Genomic DNA, 17627 nt, shown 5'->3' with positions numbered 1-17627 from the left:
GTGGCGAACCGGCCACCGTTCACAGGGCGGGTGCGTCGGCGCCGGCCGCCGCCGGTTTCGGCGACCGCGCAGGACAGCAGCCCACCGGGCACACGTCGTGGCTGGGGCCCAGCGCACCCAGCGCGCACCGGGTGGGCGTCTCGCCCCGCTCAGCGGCGGCCCGCTCCAGCACCAGCTCCCGGACGGCTGCGGCGAACCGCGGGTCGGCGCCGACGGTGGGCGAGCGGCGCGCGGGCAGGCCCAGTTCGGACGCCTTGGCCATGGCTTCGGTGTCCAGGTCGTAGCGGACCTCCATGTGGTCCGAGACGAAACCGATCGGCACCATCACCACACCGGGCACCCCCTTCCCGTGCAGCTCCTCCAGGTGGTCGCAGATGTCCGGCTCCAGCCACGGCACCGAAGGGGGGCCGCTGCGCGACTGGTAGACGAGGCTCCAGGGGTGCTGCGTGCCTGTGCGCTCGCGGACGGCCTCGGTGATCAGGGCGGCGACGTCGCGGTGCTGCCCCACATAAGCGCCGCCGTCGCCGTGCTCCTCGACGGGGCCTGAGGTGTCGGCGGCGGCGGTGGGGATGGAGTGGGTGGTGAAGGCGAGGTGGGCACTGTTGCGCACATCGGCGGGGAGGTCGTCGAGACAGGCGAGCACTCCGTCGACCACGGGCTCGATGAAGCCCGGGTGGTTGAAGTAGTGCCGGAGTTTGTCCACCCGCGGTACGGACAGTCCCTCGTCGCGCAGCGCCGCGAGCGATTCGGCGAGGTTCTCGCGGTACTGGCGGCAGCCCGAGTAGGACGCGTACGCGCTGGTCGCCAGCGTGAGCACCCGCTGGTGTCCGTCGCGGACCACCTCGCGCAGGGTGTCGGTCAGATACGGCGACCAGTTGCGGTTGCCCCAGTAGACGGGCAGGTCGAGGCCGTTGGCGGCGAAGTCCTCGCGGAGCGCTGCCAGCAGTGCGCGGTTCTGGTCGTTGATCGGGCTGACCCCGTCGAAGAGGTAGTAGTGCTGACCCACCTCTTCGAGGCGCTCGGTGGGGATACCGCGCCCCCGGGTGACGTTCTGGAGGAACGGGACGACGTCGTCCAGCCCTTCGGGGCCGCCGAAGGAGAGCAGCAGGAGCGCGTCGTAGGGGGCCGGAGAGGAGTCGGACCCGGCGCCGGGAGGTTCGGTGGGCAGCACATCGGACATGTCTCGATCCTGCCATCCGGCAGGTGCGGAAAACCGCCGCCCTCGGCCTGAACACGGCCGGGTCGCTGTGCGACGGCCGTGAGTATGATCCCTCTCCAACTGGTGGGGGCCCGCTGGGGCGGGGGCGCCGGCGGTCGTGGCGGGTTCCCCGGCCACCGCCGGCCGAGCTCTCGGCCGGCGCCGCGGCGAGAGGGGACGGTCACGGATGAGCGTGCGGTCAGGCATGCGGTCGACGACGGACGGCCGGGCGGCGACGTGGCGCAACTGGGCGGGCAATGTGACAGCCGCACCGCAGCGCACGGTCTCACCCTCCACCACGGAAGCCCTCGCCGAGGTGGTGCGCCGCGCCGCCGCCGACGGGCTGCGGGTGAAGGCAGCGGGCACAGGTCACTCGTTCACGGCTGCCGCCGTCACGGACGGCGTGCTCATCCGGCCCGAGCGGCTGACCGGGATACGCGCTGTCGACCGGGCCGCCAGCACGGTCACCGTGGCGGCGGGCACGCCGCTGAAGGAGCTGAACGTCGCGCTGGCGGCACGCGGCCTGTCGCTGACGAACATGGGCGACATCATGGAGCAGACCGTCTCCGGCGCGGTCAGCACCGGCACCCACGGCACCGGCCGCGACTCCGCCTCGGTGGCCGGGCAGATCAAAGGGCTCGAGCTGGTGCTCGCCGACGGCTCCGTGCTGCACTGCTCGGCGGACGGCACCGAGGAGGAGCAGGCCGTCTTCGCAGCGGCCAGGGTGGGGCTCGGGGCGCTGGGCATAGTCACCGAGATCACTTTCGCGGTGGAGCCGGAGTTCCTGTTGACGGCACGCGAGGAGCCGATGCCGTTCGACCGGGTCGCCGAAGAATTCGATCAACTCGTGGCCGAGAACGAACACTTCGAGTTCTACTGGTTTCCGCACACCGACAGCTGCAACACCAAACGCAACAACCGCAGCGCGGGGCCCGCCGCACCGCTCCCCCGGGTGCGCGGCTGGGTCGACGACGAACTGCTGTCCAACGGCGTCTTCCAGGCCGCCTGCGCGCTCGGCAAGGCCGTGCCCACCACCGTTCCCGGCATCGCCCGCATCTCCAGCCGCGCCCTGTCGGCCCGCAGCTACACGGACATCCCCTACAAGGTCTTCACCAGCCCGCGCAGGGTGCGCTTTGTGGAGATGGAGTACGCGATACCGCGGGACGCGCTGGTACCGGCGCTGCGGGAACTGAAGGCGCTGGTGGAGCGGTCCGACTTCCGGGTGAGCTTCCCCGTGGAGGTGCGTACGGCCCCCGCCGACGACATACCGCTGTCCACCGCGAGCGGTCGCGGGACGGCGTATGTGGCGGTGCACATGTACCGGGGCACGCCCCATGAGGCGTACTTCAGCGCGGTCGAGCGGATCATGACGGCGCACGCCGGGCGCCCGCACTGGGGAAAGCTGCACAGCAGGGACGCCGAGTATCTGGCGGAGGTCTATCCGCGGTTCGCCGAATTCACGGCGCTGCGCGACCGTCTGGACCCAGACCGGGTCTTCGGCAACGACTATCTGCGGCGCGTGCTGGGCGACTGATCCGGACACCGAGAGGGCCGTGCGGTACATCCGCGGGGACGTACCGCACGGCCCTGCTGCCGAACCGGAAGCGGGTCACCCCTGTGAGGGCTGCGAGCCACTGCCCGCGCTGTCGCTCTGGGGCGCTTCTGTTCCGTTCTGGCTGTCCGAGCCGCTGGTGTCCCCGGTGCCGGTGTCCGTGCTGCCGGGGTCCTGCGTTCCGCCGGGCTGGGAGGGGGAGGGGTCCGGGGTCGGTGTCGACTTGCCGCTGTCACCGGAATCGGTGCTCCCGCTCTCGCTGCTGCCGCTGTCACTCGGATCGGTGGACTGCTGCGAGCTCTCCGGCGTGGGGGTCGGGCTCTCGCCGTCCTGCGAGCTTTCCGGGGTCGGGGTCGCGTCGGATCCCTCGGGCGAGTTCCCGGTGGACGAGCCGTGGCCCGGCCGGAGGACGTCACTGAGGGAGGTGCCCTTTCCGCCGGACACGCTGTGACCCGAGATCGCCTCGTACAGGGTGATGCCGCCGATCGCGATCACGAACACCACGACAGCGGGCAGCAGCGTGCGCCGCCATCCGCGCCACTTGGTGCCGTGGGTGGTGGCCGGCGTGAACTCCCCGTTCCCCGGCAGCCCCTCGGGACGGTCCGCGGCACGCTCCCCGGCATGCTCCTGTGCGCCGTCCGCGCCCGCGGGCCGCTTGACGGTTCCCAGCACCCGGGTCGCGTCGTCGCGGCGCAGCATCCGGGTCGCGTCGTCGCCGTGCAGCATCCGGGTCGCGTCGTCGGTACGCAGCGCCTGGGTGGCGGCCGCGTTGGGCAGCACCCGGGTGCCGTCAGCGCTCTCCGGCTTCCAGCCCGCGGCCGGGTCCCGTACGGGGACCTGCCGTGCCTTGGGCGGGACGGTGACTTCCTTGAGCTGCTCGCCCGTTCTGCTGAAGAAGTGCTGGAAGATCGGACCGCCACTGGTGGCGACCAGGCTCACGACGCCGGCTCCCAGGAAGGTGCCGTACACCCCGAGCTGACCGGCCGCGAACGCGGCGACCACCGCGGCGACCGCACTGCCCAGCACCTGGGCCACGCTCAGATCCAGCTTCTTGGCACTCGTGCTCCCTTCCTGTTTTCCGGGTGCATTGCCGGATATCGATCGCTTGTCGCTCTTGTCCATCTACCGCCCTTGATCGCACACTCCAAGCACTGTGCACGAATAGGGGACTTTCGAGCGAAGGCGAAGGTTCCATTTCGGGTGGTTCTGTGACGCTTCCCACCCCCGTATCCAGGCCAAATGGACTCTTGGGGCGTCAACTCCCTTACTCCGGAGCAACTTCGGTGGCGCGGCGGTCCACCCGGGTGGCCCTAATGGAGTAGTGTGACGAGCCCTGGTCTCGGTTCTGACCCGGCGCTGGCTGCACACGGTGACCACCGCGGTCACTGTGCGTTGTGAGGAGGTAACCGTGCCGTAGCGGCGGTTCCGGGCAGTTCCAAACGATTCGAACAACGATCTGGACACAGCCTCGGACCCCGAGGAAGTCGGCAAGGTTGTGGCAGGCTGCACCCGGGCAGGCCACACTCGTCTAGCGGGAGCAGCGACGCACGTGACGTCGGCAGGCACCACCCGGGAGGTCCCCATGCCCGAACTGCGTGTCGTGGCCGTCAGCAACGACGGCACACGACTGGTGCTCAAAGCTGCCGACAGCACGGAATACACGCTTCCGATCGACGAGCGGCTGCGCGCCGCCGTCCGGAACGACCGGGCGCGGCTGGGCCAGATCGAGATCGAGGTGGAGAGCCACCTGCGGCCTCGGGACATCCAGGCGCGTATACGAGCCGGTGCCTCCGCTGAGGAGGTCGCGTCCCTCGCGGGTATCCCCGTGGACCGCGTGCGCCGTTTCGAGGGCCCCGTGCTCGCCGAGCGCGCGTTCATGGCCGAGCGCGCCCGCAAGACCCCCGTGCGACGCCCCGGCGAGAACGTCGGACCGCAGCTCGGTGAGGCCGTCGCCGAGCGGCTGCTGCTGCGCGGCGCCGACAAGGACTCCGTGCACTGGGACTCCTGGCGGCGCGACGACGGCACCTGGGAAGTGCTGCTCGCCTACCGCGTCGCGGCCCAGCCGCACTCGGCGACCTGGACCTACGACCCGCCGCGCCGGCTGGTGCAGGCGGTGGACGACGAGGCCAGGGCGCTCATCGGCGAGACCGACGACACCCCGGAGCCCAGCTTCCCGTTCGTGCCCCGGATCGCCCGGCTGCCGCGGGAACGCACGGACCGGGGCGAGCGCTCCGGTTCCGGCCGGAACGAACTGGAGCCCGCCGCGCTGGCACCCGCGCCGGCGCCGGGCGACGAGGACGATCAGCTGCCCGGCGCCGAGGACGGCAGCGGCACCCCGGACTCGCTGACCAGCCTGCTGGAGGCGGTGCCCAGCTTCCGGGGCGACCTGGTGGTCCCGGAGTCCAGGCCCGCAGCGGGGGACGAGGACGACGAGGCTGCCGCCGCCTCCGCCAAGAGCGTGGAGGACGCCGAGAGCGAGCGCGAGGAGGAGCAGGAGGCCGTGGAGCCGCCCGCTCCCGCCGCGAGCGCCGGGTCGGCGTACGCGGACGTGCTGATGCCGCGGTCGGTCGGCTCCCACCGGGACCGGCTGAAGGGCAACACGGACCGGCAGGCCGAGGCGGACGGCGTGCGCCCCGGGCGGCGCGCCGCCGTGCCCAGCTGGGACGAGATCGTCTTCGGCACCCGCCGCAAGAAGGAGTGACCGGGCCGTCCGGGGTCGCGCACCCATGCGGCGGACTTGAGTAGGGGCGCCGGGCCTGTCGGCCCAGCGCCCCTCGTGCTCCCTGAATCCGCATACGCGGAATCGCCGGCAGCCTCAGCCCCGTTCCGGTCCGGTGGCCACCGGACGCGCGTGATCGGCCGTCCACTCGCTCCAAGAACCCACATAGAGGGCTGCCTCGATGCCGGCGAGGTGCAGCGCCAGCACCTCCTGCGCCGCTGAGACGCCGGAGCCGCAGTAGACGCCGACCTCGGTGTCGCGTCCTGCGCCAAGGGCCTCGAAGCGCTCCGCGAGGGCGCTCGGGGACCGGAACGTACCGGCGTCGGTCAGGTTCTCCGTGGTGGGGGCCGAGACGGCGCCCGGAATGTGGCCTGCCACCGGGTCGATGGGCTCGACCTCACCGCGATAGCGCTCCGCGGCGCGCGCGTCCAGCAGCACTCCGCGCCGGGCCAGCGCGGCGGCCTCGTCCGCATCCAGGGTGGGCAGGCCGCCGGGTGAGGGGGTGAAGTCGCCGGGTGAGGGGTCAGGGGTCTCGGTGCTGACCGGCAGCGCTTCCCCGCCCTCCGGGTCGCGGTAGCTCTGCCACGCCTCCAGGCCGCCGTCCAGTACCCGCACATCGGGGTGGCCCGCCCAGCGGAGCAGCCACCAGCAGCGGGCCGCCGCCCAGCCGCCGCCCAGGCCGCCCGCGTCGTAGACGACGACGGGACGGTCGGCACGGACACCCGCACGGCGCATGGCGGCGCCGAAGACGTCCAGCGGGGGAAGCGGGTGGCGGCCGGTGCCCTCTCCCGGCTCGGCGGCGAGCTCGCTCTCCAGGTCGATGTAGACGGCTCCCGGCAGGTGGCCCTTCTGGTACGCGGGCAGGCCCGGGGGGTCGCCCGGCTTGTAGCGCACGTCGAGCAGCACGGGTGCGGCCCCGGCCGCGAGGTCGCCCGCGAGCGCCGGTACGGAGATGATGGCTGTCATGGCGCCATCTTCGCGCAGCCCCCGGTCCGCCGGGTCGGTGGCCTGGTGACGGCACACGGATCGGGGATTCTCCGTCTGGAAGCGGCAAAAAAGCGGCGCGGCCGGGGAGCGCGGCGCGACAGGTGGTGACAGCATCTGCACTGGCGAGTAGTCACGCAGCTCCGGCAAGGACGCCGGGGCAATTCCACCCGCACGACCGCATCGATGATGGTCAAGGAGCGAAGCAGATGACCGAGGCAGCGACTCGGCTACGGCACACGCCCGGCGCACCCGCGTGGGCGAGCCTGATGGTGCACGGGCTGGAGGTCGGCAAGGAGTTCTACCAGGGGCTGTTCGGCTGGGAGTTCCGGGCCGGACCACAGCAGCTGGGCCCGTATGTGCGGGCGGTCGCGGGTGGGAACGAGGTCGCGGGGCTGGGGAAGAAGGCGGACGGCAGACAGCTGCCGACCGCGTGGCTGCCCTATCTGGCGACGGCCGACGCCGACGAGACGGCGTCGGCCGTCCGTTCGTACGGCGGTACGGTCGCGGTCGGGCCGCTGGACGCGGAGACGGCGGGGCGGATGGCCATCGTCGCGGATCCGCACGGTGCCCCGTTCGGGCTGTGGCAGGACGCGCACGTTCCGGCCCTGGGGACGGCGCCGCGCGGGACGTTGGGGGCTCCGGTCTGGTTCGAGCTCGTCACCCGGGAGACCGGCACGGTGGTCAAGTTCTACCAGGCGGTGTTCGGTTACGACGCGGAGAGCATCGACGCGCCGGGCTCCGACTATCTGACGCTGTGCGCGGACGGTGCACCAGTGGCCGGAATCCACGGGGTCGGCGACGCACTGCCGCGCGACCGGGGGCCGCACTGGCGCACGTACTTCGCGGTGGAGGACCCGGACGGGATGGCACAGCGCGCCACGGAGCTGGGAGGCCGGGTGGTGCGCGGCCCGGACGACTCACCGTACGGGCGGCTGGCGACGCTCGCGGACCCGGAGGGCGCGCACTTCAGTGTGATCCGGCCCGTCGCAGCGGATCGCTGAGCCCGCGCCCGGGCGGCACCTTCGGTGCGGCGGTGGGCTCGTCCACCGGGAGGACGTCGGGCGAGAGCGCACCGGCGCCCGCCGAGGCCGCGGTCAGCCGCCTGCGGTGGTGGCGCCTGCACAGCACTTCGTAGCCGACCTCGCCGCTGGGTTCGCCCACGTCGCCCACGACCACCTGCGCGCCCTCGACCACCATCCGGCCGCCGACGGTGCGCGCGTTGTGGGTGGCGCGGGCCCCGCACCAGCACAGCGCCTCCACCTGAAGGGTCTCCAGCCGGTCGGCGAGCTCCATCAGCCGCTGGGAGCCGGGGAAGAGGCGGGTGCGGAAGTCGGTGGCGATGCCGAACGCGTAGACGTCGATGCCCAGGTCGTCCACGACCCGGGCCAGCTGCTCGACCTGTTCGGGCGAGAGGAACTGCGCCTCGTCGACGATGACGTAGTCGGTGCGTCCGCCGGCGGTCAGATGGCGGACCAGGTGCTGCTGGAAGTTGAGGTCCTCGGCCACCTCGACGGCCTCGGCGACCAGGCCGAGCCGGGAGGAGAGCCTGCCGGTACCCGCGCGGTCGTCCCGGGTGAAGATCATGCCCTGCAGTCCGCGCGCCGAACGATTGTGCTCGATCTGGAGCGCGAGCGTGCTCTTTCCGCAGTCCATCGTTCCGGAGAAGAACACCAGCTCTGGCATGGGAGGTTCGGCCTTTCTCGGTGCGGTTCCTCGGTGCGGTTCCTCAGTGCGATCCCCCGGGCGGGGCGGCGCGTATCGAACGCCGGGGGGCGCACGCGTACGGACGCGGGCGCGGGGCGCGGCGTTTCAGGTGCGGACCTCCAGGAGTGGCACGAGCTGTTCGGCGGCGGTCGCCGAGCCGTGCATGCCGATCAGCTCGGACTCCTTGGGCTCGCGCCGGGTGGCGATGACGGCGACGTCGTCGCGCATCGCGGCGATGACGTCGCCGAGCCTGCCGTGCACCCGCGGCTCCACGCCGGGCCCGAACCAGCCGAGGGAGATGGCCTCTTCGCGGGTGGCCACCCACGCCTGCTCGGCCAGCACCTCGCGCCAGACGGCGTACACGTCGCCCGCCGCGCCGGGGACGGCGTAGACGTGCCGCATCCGGCCCTCGCCGCCCAGCTGGCCGACTCCGGCGCTCAGCTCCCAGTCCTCGTCGAAGTCGATCCGGGCCTCGGGGCTTTCGGGGATGTCGACCATGCCGTGGTCCGCGGTGATGTAGAGCGCCGAGCGCGGTGGAAGCTGCTCGGCCAGGCGCTGCGCGAGCCGGTCGACGTACATCAGCTGGCCGCGCCAGGCGTCCGAGTCCATGCCGTAGCGGTGGCCGTTGCCGTCGAGCTCCGCGTAGTAGGTGTAGACGAGGGCGCGGTCGGAGGCGGCGAGCCGCTGGGCCGCCAGGTCCATGCGGTCCTCGGCCGAGAGCCGGCCGAGGAAGGTGCCGCCGGACAGTGCGATCTTGGTGAGCGGCGTGTGCTCGAAGTGCGGCGCCGTCACCTGGCAGGTGGCCACTCCGGCGGCCTCGGCCTGCTGGAAGACGGTGGGGTACGGCTGCCAGACGTGCGGGTCGGTCCAGGGCTGCCAGCGGAGCTGGTTCATCAGCCGGCCGGTGGCCGGGTCCAGCGCGGTGTAGCCGGGCAGTCCGTGCTCGCCCGGGACCCGGCCGGTGCCGACGGAGGCCAGCGAGGTGGCCGTGGTGGAGGGGAAGCCCGAGGTGATCGGCTCACCGGTGCCGGCGGTCGAGCTCGGCAGCAGCGAGGTGAGGAACGGTGCTTCGTCCGGGTGCGCCCGAAGAGCCTCCCAGCCCATGCCGTCCACCAGGAAGACGCAGACCCGGTCGGCGGGCGGGAGCGCCAGTCCTGCCGTCATGCCGGGGACGCCGAGTCCGGCGGCGAGGGAGGGCAGCAGGTCGGCCAGTGAGGCGGTGCCGTAGCGGGGGACGGGCGCGGTGCGCGGGTCGAGCGGTGCGTCCGGAAAGGCGCCGTCGGGGAGCGGGTGCGGGGCCGTCGGGAGCGGGTGCGGGATGTTCTCAGCGGTCACTGCGGGGGTCCGACCCGGGTGGTTCCGGCGGTGGCCTCGGACAGCGCCTGTGCGAAGGCGAGGGTCTGGCGCACGGTGTCCGGGCCGTCACCGGCCTCGCTGACCCGCAGCGAGAGATCGTCGGCGGTCGCGGAGCCGGTGTAGCCGTGGTCGGCCTCGCAGTTGGGGTCGCCGCAGGTGGCGGGCTCCATGTCGAGGCGGGAGACGGCGCCCCAGCCGATGGTCAGTACGACCTCGCGGGGCAGGGTGCCGGGGGTGTAGGACTCGGGGTTGGCCACCACCCGGGAGAGCACCACGGAGGAGATCCGCTCCAGCTTCACCGACTCGGTGGAGGTGGTCGCGTAGGGCGAGGGCGAGGTGCCGTCAGCCGCCTGCTCATCGGTGTGGCTGACGAGGAAGCGGGTGCGGGTGAGCACCAGGACCGTGACGTGGCGGCGGACCTCGTTGGAGTCGAACGTCGTCTCTTGATGCACGAGGTACGAGGCCACTGGCTCGCCACCCACCGCTGCCTCGACAGCCTCGGCTACGAGGGCCGGGTAGTAGCCGCTGCGCTCGATCGCCTCACGCAGACCCTGCGTCGTCGTACCGGTCTTCGCCATGACAGCCATCCTAAGGGCCGTGAGGCGGCGCAGCTCCGGCCCGCTCCCCACCGTACGCCCCCGGCGCACGGTCAGTACGCCGGGAGGCGACGAGCCCCCAGGTCGGGGCGGGTTCCCGGCTCGGCGACGCGGACCGAGGCGCCCAGCACTGTCACACCCCGGGGCGCCACCACGACCGGGTCGAGTTCGACGGCGACCACCTGTGGATGATCGTCCATCAGCAGCGAGACCCGCAGCAACACCTCTTCCAGCGCTGCGGTGTCCGAGGGCTCCGCGCCGCGCCAGCCGAACAGCAGCGGCGCCGAGCGGATCGCCCTCACCAGCCCGGCGGCCTCCTTGTCGGTGACGGGCACCAGCCGGTGCGCCGTATCGCCCAGCAGCTCCGAGGGCGTGCCCGCGAGACCGAACGAGAGCACGGCGCCGATGGCCGGGTCGAGCGTGGCGCGCACGACGGTGCCCACGCCGCGCGGTGCCATCGCCTGGACGACCGGCCGCAGCTCCTGGGGTGCGCCCAGCGCCTGGGTCAGCTCCTCGTAGGCGCGGCGCAGCCCGGACTCGCCCGCGATGTCCAGCCGTACGCCCCCCAGGTCGGCGCGGTGCCGCAGATGGGGTGCCGTGGTCTTGAGGGCGACGGGGAAGCCGAGGGTGCGGGCCGCCTCGACGGCCGTCTCGGCGTCCGGTGCGGGCAAGGTGGGCTGGACGGCGATGCCGTAGCTGTGCAGCAGCCGGGCCGTCTCCTCGTCCGGGAGGGTGCGGCCGCGCTCGGGCGTCGCCGGCGTCGCGTCGGCCAGCAGCTGAGCGGCGGCGGACTCGTCCACGTCGAGGTCGGGCACCTTGCCCGGGTCGCCGGCCTCCGCCCGCCACCGGGAGTAGCGCACTGCCTCGGCCAGGGCGCGCGCCGCCCGCTCCGGCGTCGGGTAGGAGGGCAGTCCGCGCTTGGCGAGTTCCTTCTGCAGGCCCTCCATCGCCAGGTGGACGACGGCCACCGGCTTGCGCGGCGCTCCCTCGGCGGCGGCGACGGCCTCGACGGCTTCGCGCAGTGCGTCGGCGAGCGCCTCGACCTGGCCGTCGGGCGGCGTCTGGTCACCGGCCGTGCCGGTGCCGCCCGGCAGCTCGGCGGGGACGGCGGGGATGACGGTGACCAGCACCGCGTCCGTGGCCGCATCGCTGAGCGCCTCCCGCAGCGCCCTGCCGAAGTCGCCGGGTCCTGCCGAGGTGGGCAGCGCCACGACGGGGCGGGGGCGCAGCCCGTCGGTGAGGCAGGCGTCGTAGGTCAGCAGGCTCATCGCTTCGGTGTTGCCGAGGATGCCGACGTGCGGGCCCGCTGGCGGCGGCTGCTCGGCGAGGAGCACCCCGGTGTCCAGCAGCTCGGTGAAGGTGTCCACCATCAGGACGCCCGCCTGGCGCAGCAGCGCGTAGACGGTGGCGTCGGGGGTGCGGGAGGCGGGCGCCGCGTGGCCCGGCGGGGGCGCGCTGCCGCGCTGCCGTGCGCCCTTGACCACGACGACCGGCTTGCGGGCAGCGGTGCGCCGGGCGAGCCGGGTGAACTTGCGCGGGTTGCCGATGGACTCCAGATACATCAGCACGACATCGGTCGCCGGGTCCTCGTCCCAGTGCTGGAGGAGATCGTTTCCGGAGACGTCGGCCCTGTTGCCCGCCGAGACGAAGGAGGAGGGTCCGCTGCCGCGCCGGTCCAGCCCGTCGAGCAGGGCGATGCCGATGGCGCCGGACTGGGTGAAGACGCCGATCCTGCCCCGGGCCGGCATCCGCTGGGAGGGGGTGGCGTTGAGCCGTACGTCCTCGCCGGTGTTGATCAGGCCGAGGGCCCCTGGGCCGATCAGCCGCATGCCGTAGGAGCGGGCCAGCCGGACCAGCTCGCGCTGCTCGTCCCGGCCGACCCCCTCGGTGAGAACGATCAGCCCCTGCACCGCCGCCTCGCCGCACTCGGCGACGACGGTGTGCAGCTGATCGGCGGGGACGGCGAGTACGGCCAGGTCGACGTGCTCGGGGATTTCCCGCACCGACCGGTGGCCGGGCACCCCGGCCAGGGTGGGCGCCGCCGCCGGGTCCAGCGCGTGGTTGACCGCGTACAGCGGCCCTGGGAAGCCGCCGGTGCGCAGGCTGCCCAGCACCGCGCGCCCCGCGCCGCCCGGCGTACGGCTGGCCCCGATGACGGCGACGGAGCCGGGGGCCAGCAGCCGGGCGACGGAGCGGCCCTCGGCGCGCTGTTCGCGGGCCCGCATGACGGCCAGGGAGCGCTCGGTGGGCTCCAGGTCGAAGGTGAGGTGGACCGAGCCGTCCTCGAAGCTGCGCTTCTGGGAGTAGCCGGCGTCCGTGAACACCTTGATCATCTTGGTGTTGGCGGGCAGCACCTCGGCGGCGAAGCGGCGGATGCCGCGCTCCCGGGCGACGGCGCCGATGTGTTCGAGCAGCGCCGAGGCCACTCCCCTGCCCTGCTGGTCGTCGCGGACCAGGAAGGCGACCTCGGCCTCGTCGGCCGGCTCGCTCGCGGGGCGGCCGAGGTGGTCGATGCGGTCGTAGCGGACGGTCGCGATGAACTCGCCGGCGATCGTCGCCGCCAGCCCGACCCGGTCGACGTAGTCGTGGTGCGTGAAGCGGCGCACATCGCGGTCGGACAGCTTCGGGTAGGGCGAGAAGAAGCGGTAGTACTTCGACTCGTCGGACACCTGCTCGTAGAAGCTGACCAGCCGCTCCGCGTCATCGGGAGTGATCGGCCTGACCCTGGCCGTACCGCCGTCGCGCAGCACGACGTCCGCTTCCCAGTGGGCCGGGTAGGCGCGCTCCTCGGGGCTCGGCATGGGGCCAGCGTACGGCGGAGGGAGGGCACGTGCTCACGGGTGCGGGGATGCGTCGTATCGTCGCTGACATGAACGCCGTCGCTTCCTGGCCCGCACCCGCCGGCTCACGGGGCACCTCGGCAGTCATGGCAACCAGACAAGACCGACGATCGAAGGGCAACACCATGGTTGAGCGCCGCGTCACCGTCGGCTGGGCCGAGGGCCTGCACGCCCGCCCCGCCTCCACATTCGTCCGTGCCGCCTCGGAGGCCGGGGTTCCGGTCACCGTCCGGAAGGGGGAGGGCAACCCCGTCAACGCGGCCTCCATGCTCGGTGTGCTCGGCCTGGGTGCGGAGGGGGGCGAGGAGATCGTCCTCGCCTCCGAGGCGGAAGGTGCCGAGGAAGCCCTCGACCGGCTCGCGAAGCTGGTCTCCGAAGGGCTGGATGAGCTGCCCGAGACGGTCTGACCGTCCGACCGGAGGTGAAGGGCTTACGCCGTCACGGCGAACAGCGACAACGGCCGACATCGACAGCCGACATCGACAAGGGGCGCGCACCCGATGGTGCGCGCCCTTTGTGTGCTGCGGCGCCGGGCGCGGGCCCTCGCGTCGGGTCAGACCTTCACACCGTGCTGGCGGAGGTAGGCGACCGGGTCGATGTCCGAGCCGTACTCGGCCGAGGTGCGCGCCTCGAAGTGCAGGTGGGGGCCCGAGGAGTTGCCCGTGGAGCCGGAGAGGCCGATCTGCTGGCCCGGCTTGACCTGCTGGCCGACCGAGACGCCGATCGAGTTGAGGTGGCCGTACTGCGTGTACGTGCCGTCCTTGTGCTTGATGACGATGTTGTTGCCATAAGCACCGCCGTTGCCGGCCTCCACGACCTCGCCGGCGGCCACGGAGTGGACCGGGGTGTTCATGCCCGCGTGGAAGTCGATGCCGGTGTGGCTGCCGGACGACCACATGCCGCCGCCCTGCTTGTAACCGGTGGAGACGTACGAGCCCTCGACGGGCAGCACATAGGCGTTGAGCTTCGCCCGCCTGGCCTCCCGCGCGGCCTTCTCCTTGGCCTCGCGCTCCTTCTCCGCCTTCTCGGCGGCCGCCTTGCGCCTGGCCTCGTCGGCCTTCCGCTTGGCGTCGGCCTTCGCCTTGGCCGCCGCTTCCCTGGCGTCGGACTCGGCCTTGGTCTGCTCGGCCTGGAGGGCCTGCTCGTACGCCTGCTGGTCCAGCGTGTCGGAGATCGGGCCGCCGACAACCTCGCTGATCTTGGCGTCGTGCTGGACGGGGGCGTTGCCCTGCCCACCGCTCGCGGCGAAGGCGGGGGAGGCGATGGACCCGACGACGCCCACGGTGGCGAGACCGGCTATGCCTGCCGCTCCCCCAGCGGCCCTGTTGCGGGCCTTGCTCGGACGCCTGTGCTTGCCAGTGGCACGGGTGAACGCCATACGGAGGCGTACTCCTTTCCTTCCTTCTCGCCTACCGGGTTAGCTGACGGGTTCGGAGCAGGAAGGTCTCCTACGGGCCGCCTCTTGCGAGGCCGTCCGATTCACCCCAATGGGACCTGGGTCCCCGGTCCCCCTCGGCAGGTGCGCCTCGGGGATTCGGCGATGTCTGTCCGTCGGCCGCGGGTGCGGTCACTTCTGACGGACAGCGGCACCGACGCTAAACGGGGCCAACTCCGAGCGGCAAACGAAACCCGGGGTTTGTCACCTACGCCACACTCCAACTCGCCAGCAACCGCGACAGAAACGGACATCGAGAAGGGCCCGGAAGGAGTGATTCCTCCTCCCGGGCCCCACTTCTGACCGCCTCTCGTGCCCCGCCCGAAGGCTCAGGAACCGGAGACCACCTTGACGTCGCCGATCCCCAACTCCCGTACTGGATCGGCAATCTGGGACGCGTCACCGACGAGCACCGTCACCAGCCGGTCGGCGGGCAGCGCACTGACGGCGGCCGCCGTGGCCTCCACCGTGCCTGTCTCGGCGAGTTGGGCGTAGAGCCGGGCCTGATGGTCGTCCGGCAGATACTGCTCGACCTGGTCGGCCAGCGTCCCGGCGACGGCCGCTGCCGTCTCGTAGCGCAGCGGCGCGACACCCACCAGGTTCCGGACCGCGACGTCCCGTTCCTCGTCGGTCAGCCCCTCGGCCGCCAGCTTCCGCAGCACCTGCCACAGGTCGTCCAGCGCGGGCCCCGTCACATCGGTGGCCACCGAGCCGCTGATGGCCAGCAGCGCGGCGCCGCTGCCGTCCTCGGCTGAGCGCAGCACCTGGCCGAAAGCGCGCACGCCGTAGGTGTAGCCCTTCTCCTCGCGCAGCACCCGGTCCAGCCGGGAGGTGAGGGTGCCGCCCAGGCAGTAGACGCCCAACAGCTGCGCGGGCCACACCCGGTCGTGCCGGTCGGGGCCGACGCGGCCGATCAGCAGCTGCGTCTGCACCGCTCCTGGCCGGTCCACGATGACGACCCGGCCGGTGTCGTCCGCGGTGATCGGGGGCATCGGGCGCGGCGCCACGGCTGCACCCGTCCAGCTGCCCAGGCTCTCGGCGAGCGCTGCCTCGAGGTCCACCCCCTGCAGATCGCCGACCACGACGACCGTGGCCGTCGCCGGGTGCACATGGGCTTCGTAGAAGGCGCGCACCGCTGCCGCGTCGATGCTCCGCACCGTCTCCTCGGTGCCCTGTCTGGGCCGCGACATCCGCGAGGTGGCGGGGAACAGCTCGCGGGAGAGCTCCTTGGCGGCGCGGCGGGCCGGGTTGGCCAGCTCGTGCGGGATCTCGTCCAGCCGGTTGGCGACCAGCCGTTCGACCTCGCTGTCCGGGAAGGCGGGGGCGCGCAGCGCGTCGGCGAGCAGGCCTAGCGCCTTGGGCAGCCGGGAGGCCGGCACCTCCAGCGAGACCCGCACACCCGGGTGGTCGGCGTTCGAGTCGAGCGTGGCCCCGCAGCGCTCCAGCTCGGCGGCGAACTCCTCGGCCGTGTGCTTGTCCGTGCCCTCGCTCAGCGCGCGGGCCATGATGGTGGCGACCCCGTCGAGGCCCTCGGGCTCCGCGTCCAGCGGCGCCTGCAGGTTCACCTCGACGGCGACGACTTCCTGGCCCGGACGGTGGCAGCGCAGCACCGTCAGCCCGTTGGGCAGTGTGCTGCGCTCCGGGGTGGGGAAGGCCCACGGCTTCGGGGTGCCGCTGAGCGGCTGGGGGTGGAACTCCATGCTCTTCCCTGCTGTCTCCGCGATTCCCGCGGGGCTCGTGCCCGCCGCTCCCGCCGGGCTCTGGCTCGTGCTCGCCGTCTGTGCGGCGCTCCGGTCCGCGCTCGCCGGTGTCTCGCTCACTGCCCGGCCTCCTCGTCCTCGTTCGCCGCCTCGTGCGCGTCCGCCGTCCCCGCCTCGCCCTCCGCCAGCGGTTCGTACACGAGCACGGCGCGGTTGTCGGAGCGCAGCCGCTGGGCCGCCACCTGGCGCACCTCCTCGCGGGTCACCTCAAGCACCCGTCCGACGGCGCTCAGTGCGAGCTGCGGGTCGCCGAAGAGCACTGCGTACCGGCACAGTTCGTCCGCGCGTCCGCCGACCGTGGCCAGCCGGTCCAGCCACTCGCGCTCCAACTGGGCCTGGGCCCGCTCCATCTCCTCCTCGCCGGGCCCCTCCTCGGCGAAGCGGCGCAGCTCCTCGTCGACCGCCGCCTGGATGTCGGCGATCTCCGCACCGCTGGACGCCTTGATGTCCAGCCAGCCCAGGGAGGGCGCGCCGGCCAGCCGGAGCAGCCCGAAACCGGCCGCCACAGCGCTGCGGTCGTGCCGCACCAGCCGCGTGTAGAGACGGGAGGACTCACCGCCACCGAGCGCGGTGAGCGCCAGGTCCGCCGCGTCGGCCTCGCGGGTGCCGTCGTGCGGCAGGCGGTAGCCGTTCATCAGCGCGCGGGAGGGCACATCCTCCTCGACGACCTCGCGCTTCTCCTCGCCCATCAGCTCGGCCAGCGCGCCGTCCCGCGGGGGGCGCTTGCCGTCGTGGCCGGGGATGGAGCCGAAGTACTTCTCGATCCAGGCGAGGGTCTGCTCCGGGTCGATGTCGCCGACCACGGACAGCACCGCGTTGTTGGGCGCGTAGTACGTACGGAAGAACTCCTGCGCGTCCTGGAGGGAGGCCGCGTCCAGGTCCTCCATGGAGCCGATCGGCGTGTGGTGGTAGGGGTGGCCCTCGGGGTAGACCATGGCGGTCATCCGCTCGAAGGCGGTGCCGTAGGGCACGTTGTCATAGCGCTGGCGGCGCTCGTTCTTGACCACGTCGCGCTGGTTCTCCATGGACTCCTCGTCCAGGGCGGCCAGCAGCGAGCCCATCCGGTCGGCCTCCAGCCACAGGGCGAGCTCCAGCTCGTGGGCCGGCATCGTCTCGAAGTAGTTGGTGCGCTCGAAGCTGGTGGTGCCGTTCAACGAACCGCCCGCGCCCTGCACCAGCTCGAAGTGTCCGTTGCCCTTCACCTGCGCCGAGCCCTGGAACATCAGGTGCTCGAAGAGATGGGCCAGGCCGGTGCGGCCCTTGGCCTCGTGACGGGAACCGACGTCGTACCAGAGGCAGACAGCGGCGACGGGGGTCAGATGATCCTCGGAGAGCACCACCCGCAGGCCGTTGGCCAGCCGGTGCTCCGTCGCTGTCAGCCCACCGGTGGCCGGCGGGGGCGTGGCCGTGTGACCCATGGGCGTGGAGTCCCTTCGCTTGCGGGGATATCCCGGCCGGGCGCCGGGAACTGCCGACCGCC

The 17627-nt window shown here is 72.5% G+C and carries 14 protein-coding genes and 1 riboswitch; of the genes, 4 read left to right on the top strand and 10 right to left on the bottom strand.

Going from position 1 to position 17627, the window contains the following annotated elements; all coding sequences use genetic code 11:
- Positions 1–19: 19 nt before the first annotated feature.
- Positions 20–1180 (bottom strand): ferrochelatase, encoded by a 1161-nt coding sequence (locus ITI46_RS00720; protein ID WP_209237128.1) that lies wholly within the window; start codon positions 1178–1180, stop codon positions 20–22.
- A gap of 223 nt (positions 1181–1403) precedes the next feature.
- On the opposite strand from ITI46_RS00720, the gene ITI46_RS00715 reads away from it, so the two are divergent.
- Complete coding sequence (locus ITI46_RS00715) at positions 1404–2732, top strand: D-arabinono-1,4-lactone oxidase (protein ID WP_209237185.1); 1329 nt, start codon at positions 1404–1406, stop codon at positions 2730–2732.
- 75 nt (positions 2733–2807) lie between these two features.
- Here ITI46_RS00715 and ITI46_RS00710 read toward each other — a convergent pair whose 3' ends face one another.
- Positions 2808–3872 (bottom strand): hypothetical protein, encoded by a 1065-nt coding sequence (locus tag ITI46_RS00710; RefSeq protein ID WP_209237127.1) that lies wholly within the window; start codon positions 3870–3872, stop codon positions 2808–2810.
- 460 nt (positions 3873–4332) lie between these two features.
- Between ITI46_RS00710 and sepH the strand changes: the two genes are divergently transcribed.
- Positions 4333–5451 (top strand): septation protein SepH, encoded by a 1119-nt coding sequence (gene sepH, locus ITI46_RS00705; RefSeq protein ID WP_209237126.1) that lies wholly within the window; start codon positions 4333–4335, stop codon positions 5449–5451.
- A 114-nt stretch (positions 5452–5565) separates the two neighbouring features.
- Here the strand turns inward: sepH and ITI46_RS00700 are convergent, their stop codons facing one another.
- On the bottom strand, positions 5566–6435 hold the full coding sequence (locus ITI46_RS00700; protein WP_209237125.1) for a sulfurtransferase: 870 nt from the start codon (positions 6433–6435) through the stop codon (positions 5566–5568).
- Between the two features lie 227 nt (positions 6436–6662).
- Here ITI46_RS00700 and ITI46_RS00695 point away from each other — a divergent pair, with 227 nt between their 5' ends.
- Positions 6663–7457, top strand: coding sequence for a VOC family protein (locus ITI46_RS00695; protein WP_209237124.1), 795 nt, complete (start codon positions 6663–6665; stop codon positions 7455–7457).
- Here the strand turns inward: ITI46_RS00695 and ITI46_RS00690 are convergent.
- From ITI46_RS00690 to ITI46_RS00675, 4 genes are all read right to left on the bottom strand, one after another.
- Complete coding sequence (locus ITI46_RS00690; protein ID WP_209237123.1) at positions 7423–8139, bottom strand: thymidine kinase; 717 nt, start codon at positions 8137–8139, stop codon at positions 7423–7425. The two genes, ITI46_RS00695 and ITI46_RS00690, sit on opposite strands and share 35 nt — an antisense overlap.
- A 126-nt stretch (positions 8140–8265) precedes the next feature.
- Positions 8266–9480: an alkaline phosphatase family protein gene (locus ITI46_RS00685; RefSeq protein ID WP_209237184.1), complete on the bottom strand. Its 1215-nt coding sequence runs from the start codon at positions 9478–9480 to the stop codon at positions 8266–8268.
- Positions 9481–9491: 11 nt separating this feature from the next.
- Complete coding sequence (locus ITI46_RS00680) at positions 9492–10094, bottom strand: DUF5998 family protein (RefSeq protein WP_019359788.1); 603 nt, start codon at positions 10092–10094, stop codon at positions 9492–9494.
- A 71-nt stretch (positions 10095–10165) separates the two neighbouring features.
- On the bottom strand, positions 10166–12913 hold the full coding sequence (locus ITI46_RS00675; RefSeq protein ID WP_209237122.1) for a bifunctional acetate--CoA ligase family protein/GNAT family N-acetyltransferase: 2748 nt from the start codon (positions 12911–12913) through the stop codon (positions 10166–10168).
- A 164-nt stretch (positions 12914–13077) separates the two neighbouring features.
- On the opposite strand from ITI46_RS00675, the gene ITI46_RS00670 reads away from it, so the two are divergent.
- Positions 13078–13359 carry an HPr family phosphocarrier protein gene (locus ITI46_RS00670; protein WP_209237183.1) on the top strand — a complete coding sequence of 94 codons (282 nt, stop codon included), beginning with the start codon at positions 13078–13080 and terminating at the stop codon, positions 13357–13359.
- Positions 13360–13505: 146 nt separating this feature from the next.
- Here the strand turns inward: ITI46_RS00670 and ITI46_RS00665 are convergent, their stop codons facing one another.
- The 3 genes from ITI46_RS00665 to ITI46_RS00655 all read right to left on the bottom strand — a co-directional run bounded on the left by ITI46_RS00665 (position 13506) and on the right by ITI46_RS00655 (position 17565).
- Positions 13506–14330, bottom strand: coding sequence for a M23 family metallopeptidase (locus tag ITI46_RS00665; RefSeq protein WP_209237121.1), 825 nt, complete (start codon positions 14328–14330; stop codon positions 13506–13508).
- 14 nt (positions 14331–14344) lie between these two features.
- Positions 14345–14502, bottom strand: a riboswitch (cyclic di-AMP (ydaO/yuaA leader).
- 214 nt (positions 14503–14716) lie between these two features.
- On the bottom strand, positions 14717–16087 hold the full coding sequence (locus ITI46_RS00660; RefSeq protein WP_209237182.1) for a M16 family metallopeptidase: 1371 nt from the start codon (positions 16085–16087) through the stop codon (positions 14717–14719).
- Between the two features lie 116 nt (positions 16088–16203).
- On the bottom strand, positions 16204–17565 hold the full coding sequence (locus ITI46_RS00655) for a M16 family metallopeptidase (protein WP_209237120.1): 1362 nt from the start codon (positions 17563–17565) through the stop codon (positions 16204–16206).
- Between the last annotated feature and the right edge of the window lie 62 nt (positions 17566–17627).

Origin of the sequence: Streptomyces oryzae, assembly GCF_017676365.1 — a bacterium.
GTDB lineage: Bacteria > Actinomycetota > Actinomycetes > Streptomycetales > Streptomycetaceae > Streptomyces > Streptomyces oryzae.
Note: the sequence above shows the minus strand (reverse complement) of the source record. Positions and strands in the feature narration are given on the sequence as shown.

What these genes read in the sequence shown, in the direction of transcription:
- ITI46_RS00720 (WP_209237128.1), bottom strand. Translation starts at nt 1,180, where the DNA reads ATGTCCGATGTGCTGCCCACCGAACCTCCCGGCGCCGGGTCCGACTCC.
- ITI46_RS00715 (WP_209237185.1), top strand. Translation starts at nt 1,404, where the DNA reads ATGCGGTCGACGACGGACGGCCGGGCGGCGACGTGGCGCAACTGGGCG.
- ITI46_RS00710 (WP_209237127.1), bottom strand. Translation starts at nt 3,872, where the DNA reads ATGGACAAGAGCGACAAGCGATCGATATCCGGCAATGCACCCGGAAAA.
- sepH (WP_209237126.1), top strand. Translation starts at nt 4,333, where the DNA reads ATGCCCGAACTGCGTGTCGTGGCCGTCAGCAACGACGGCACACGACTG.
- ITI46_RS00700 (WP_209237125.1), bottom strand. Translation starts at nt 6,435, where the DNA reads ATGACAGCCATCATCTCCGTACCGGCGCTCGCGGGCGACCTCGCGGCC.
- ITI46_RS00695 (WP_209237124.1), top strand. Translation starts at nt 6,663, where the DNA reads ATGACCGAGGCAGCGACTCGGCTACGGCACACGCCCGGCGCACCCGCG.
- ITI46_RS00690 (WP_209237123.1), bottom strand. Translation starts at nt 8,139, where the DNA reads ATGCCAGAGCTGGTGTTCTTCTCCGGAACGATGGACTGCGGAAAGAGC.
- ITI46_RS00680 (WP_019359788.1), bottom strand. Translation starts at nt 10,094, where the DNA reads ATGGCGAAGACCGGTACGACGACGCAGGGTCTGCGTGAGGCGATCGAG.
- ITI46_RS00675 (WP_209237122.1), bottom strand. Translation starts at nt 12,913, where the DNA reads ATGCCGAGCCCCGAGGAGCGCGCCTACCCGGCCCACTGGGAAGCGGAC.
- ITI46_RS00670 (WP_209237183.1), top strand. Translation starts at nt 13,078, where the DNA reads ATGGTTGAGCGCCGCGTCACCGTCGGCTGGGCCGAGGGCCTGCACGCC.
- ITI46_RS00665 (WP_209237121.1), bottom strand. Translation starts at nt 14,330, where the DNA reads ATGGCGTTCACCCGTGCCACTGGCAAGCACAGGCGTCCGAGCAAGGCC.
- ITI46_RS00660 (WP_209237182.1), bottom strand. Translation starts at nt 16,087, where the DNA reads ATGGAGTTCCACCCCCAGCCGCTCAGCGGCACCCCGAAGCCGTGGGCC.
- ITI46_RS00655 (WP_209237120.1), bottom strand. Translation starts at nt 17,565, where the DNA reads ATGGGTCACACGGCCACGCCCCCGCCGGCCACCGGTGGGCTGACAGCG.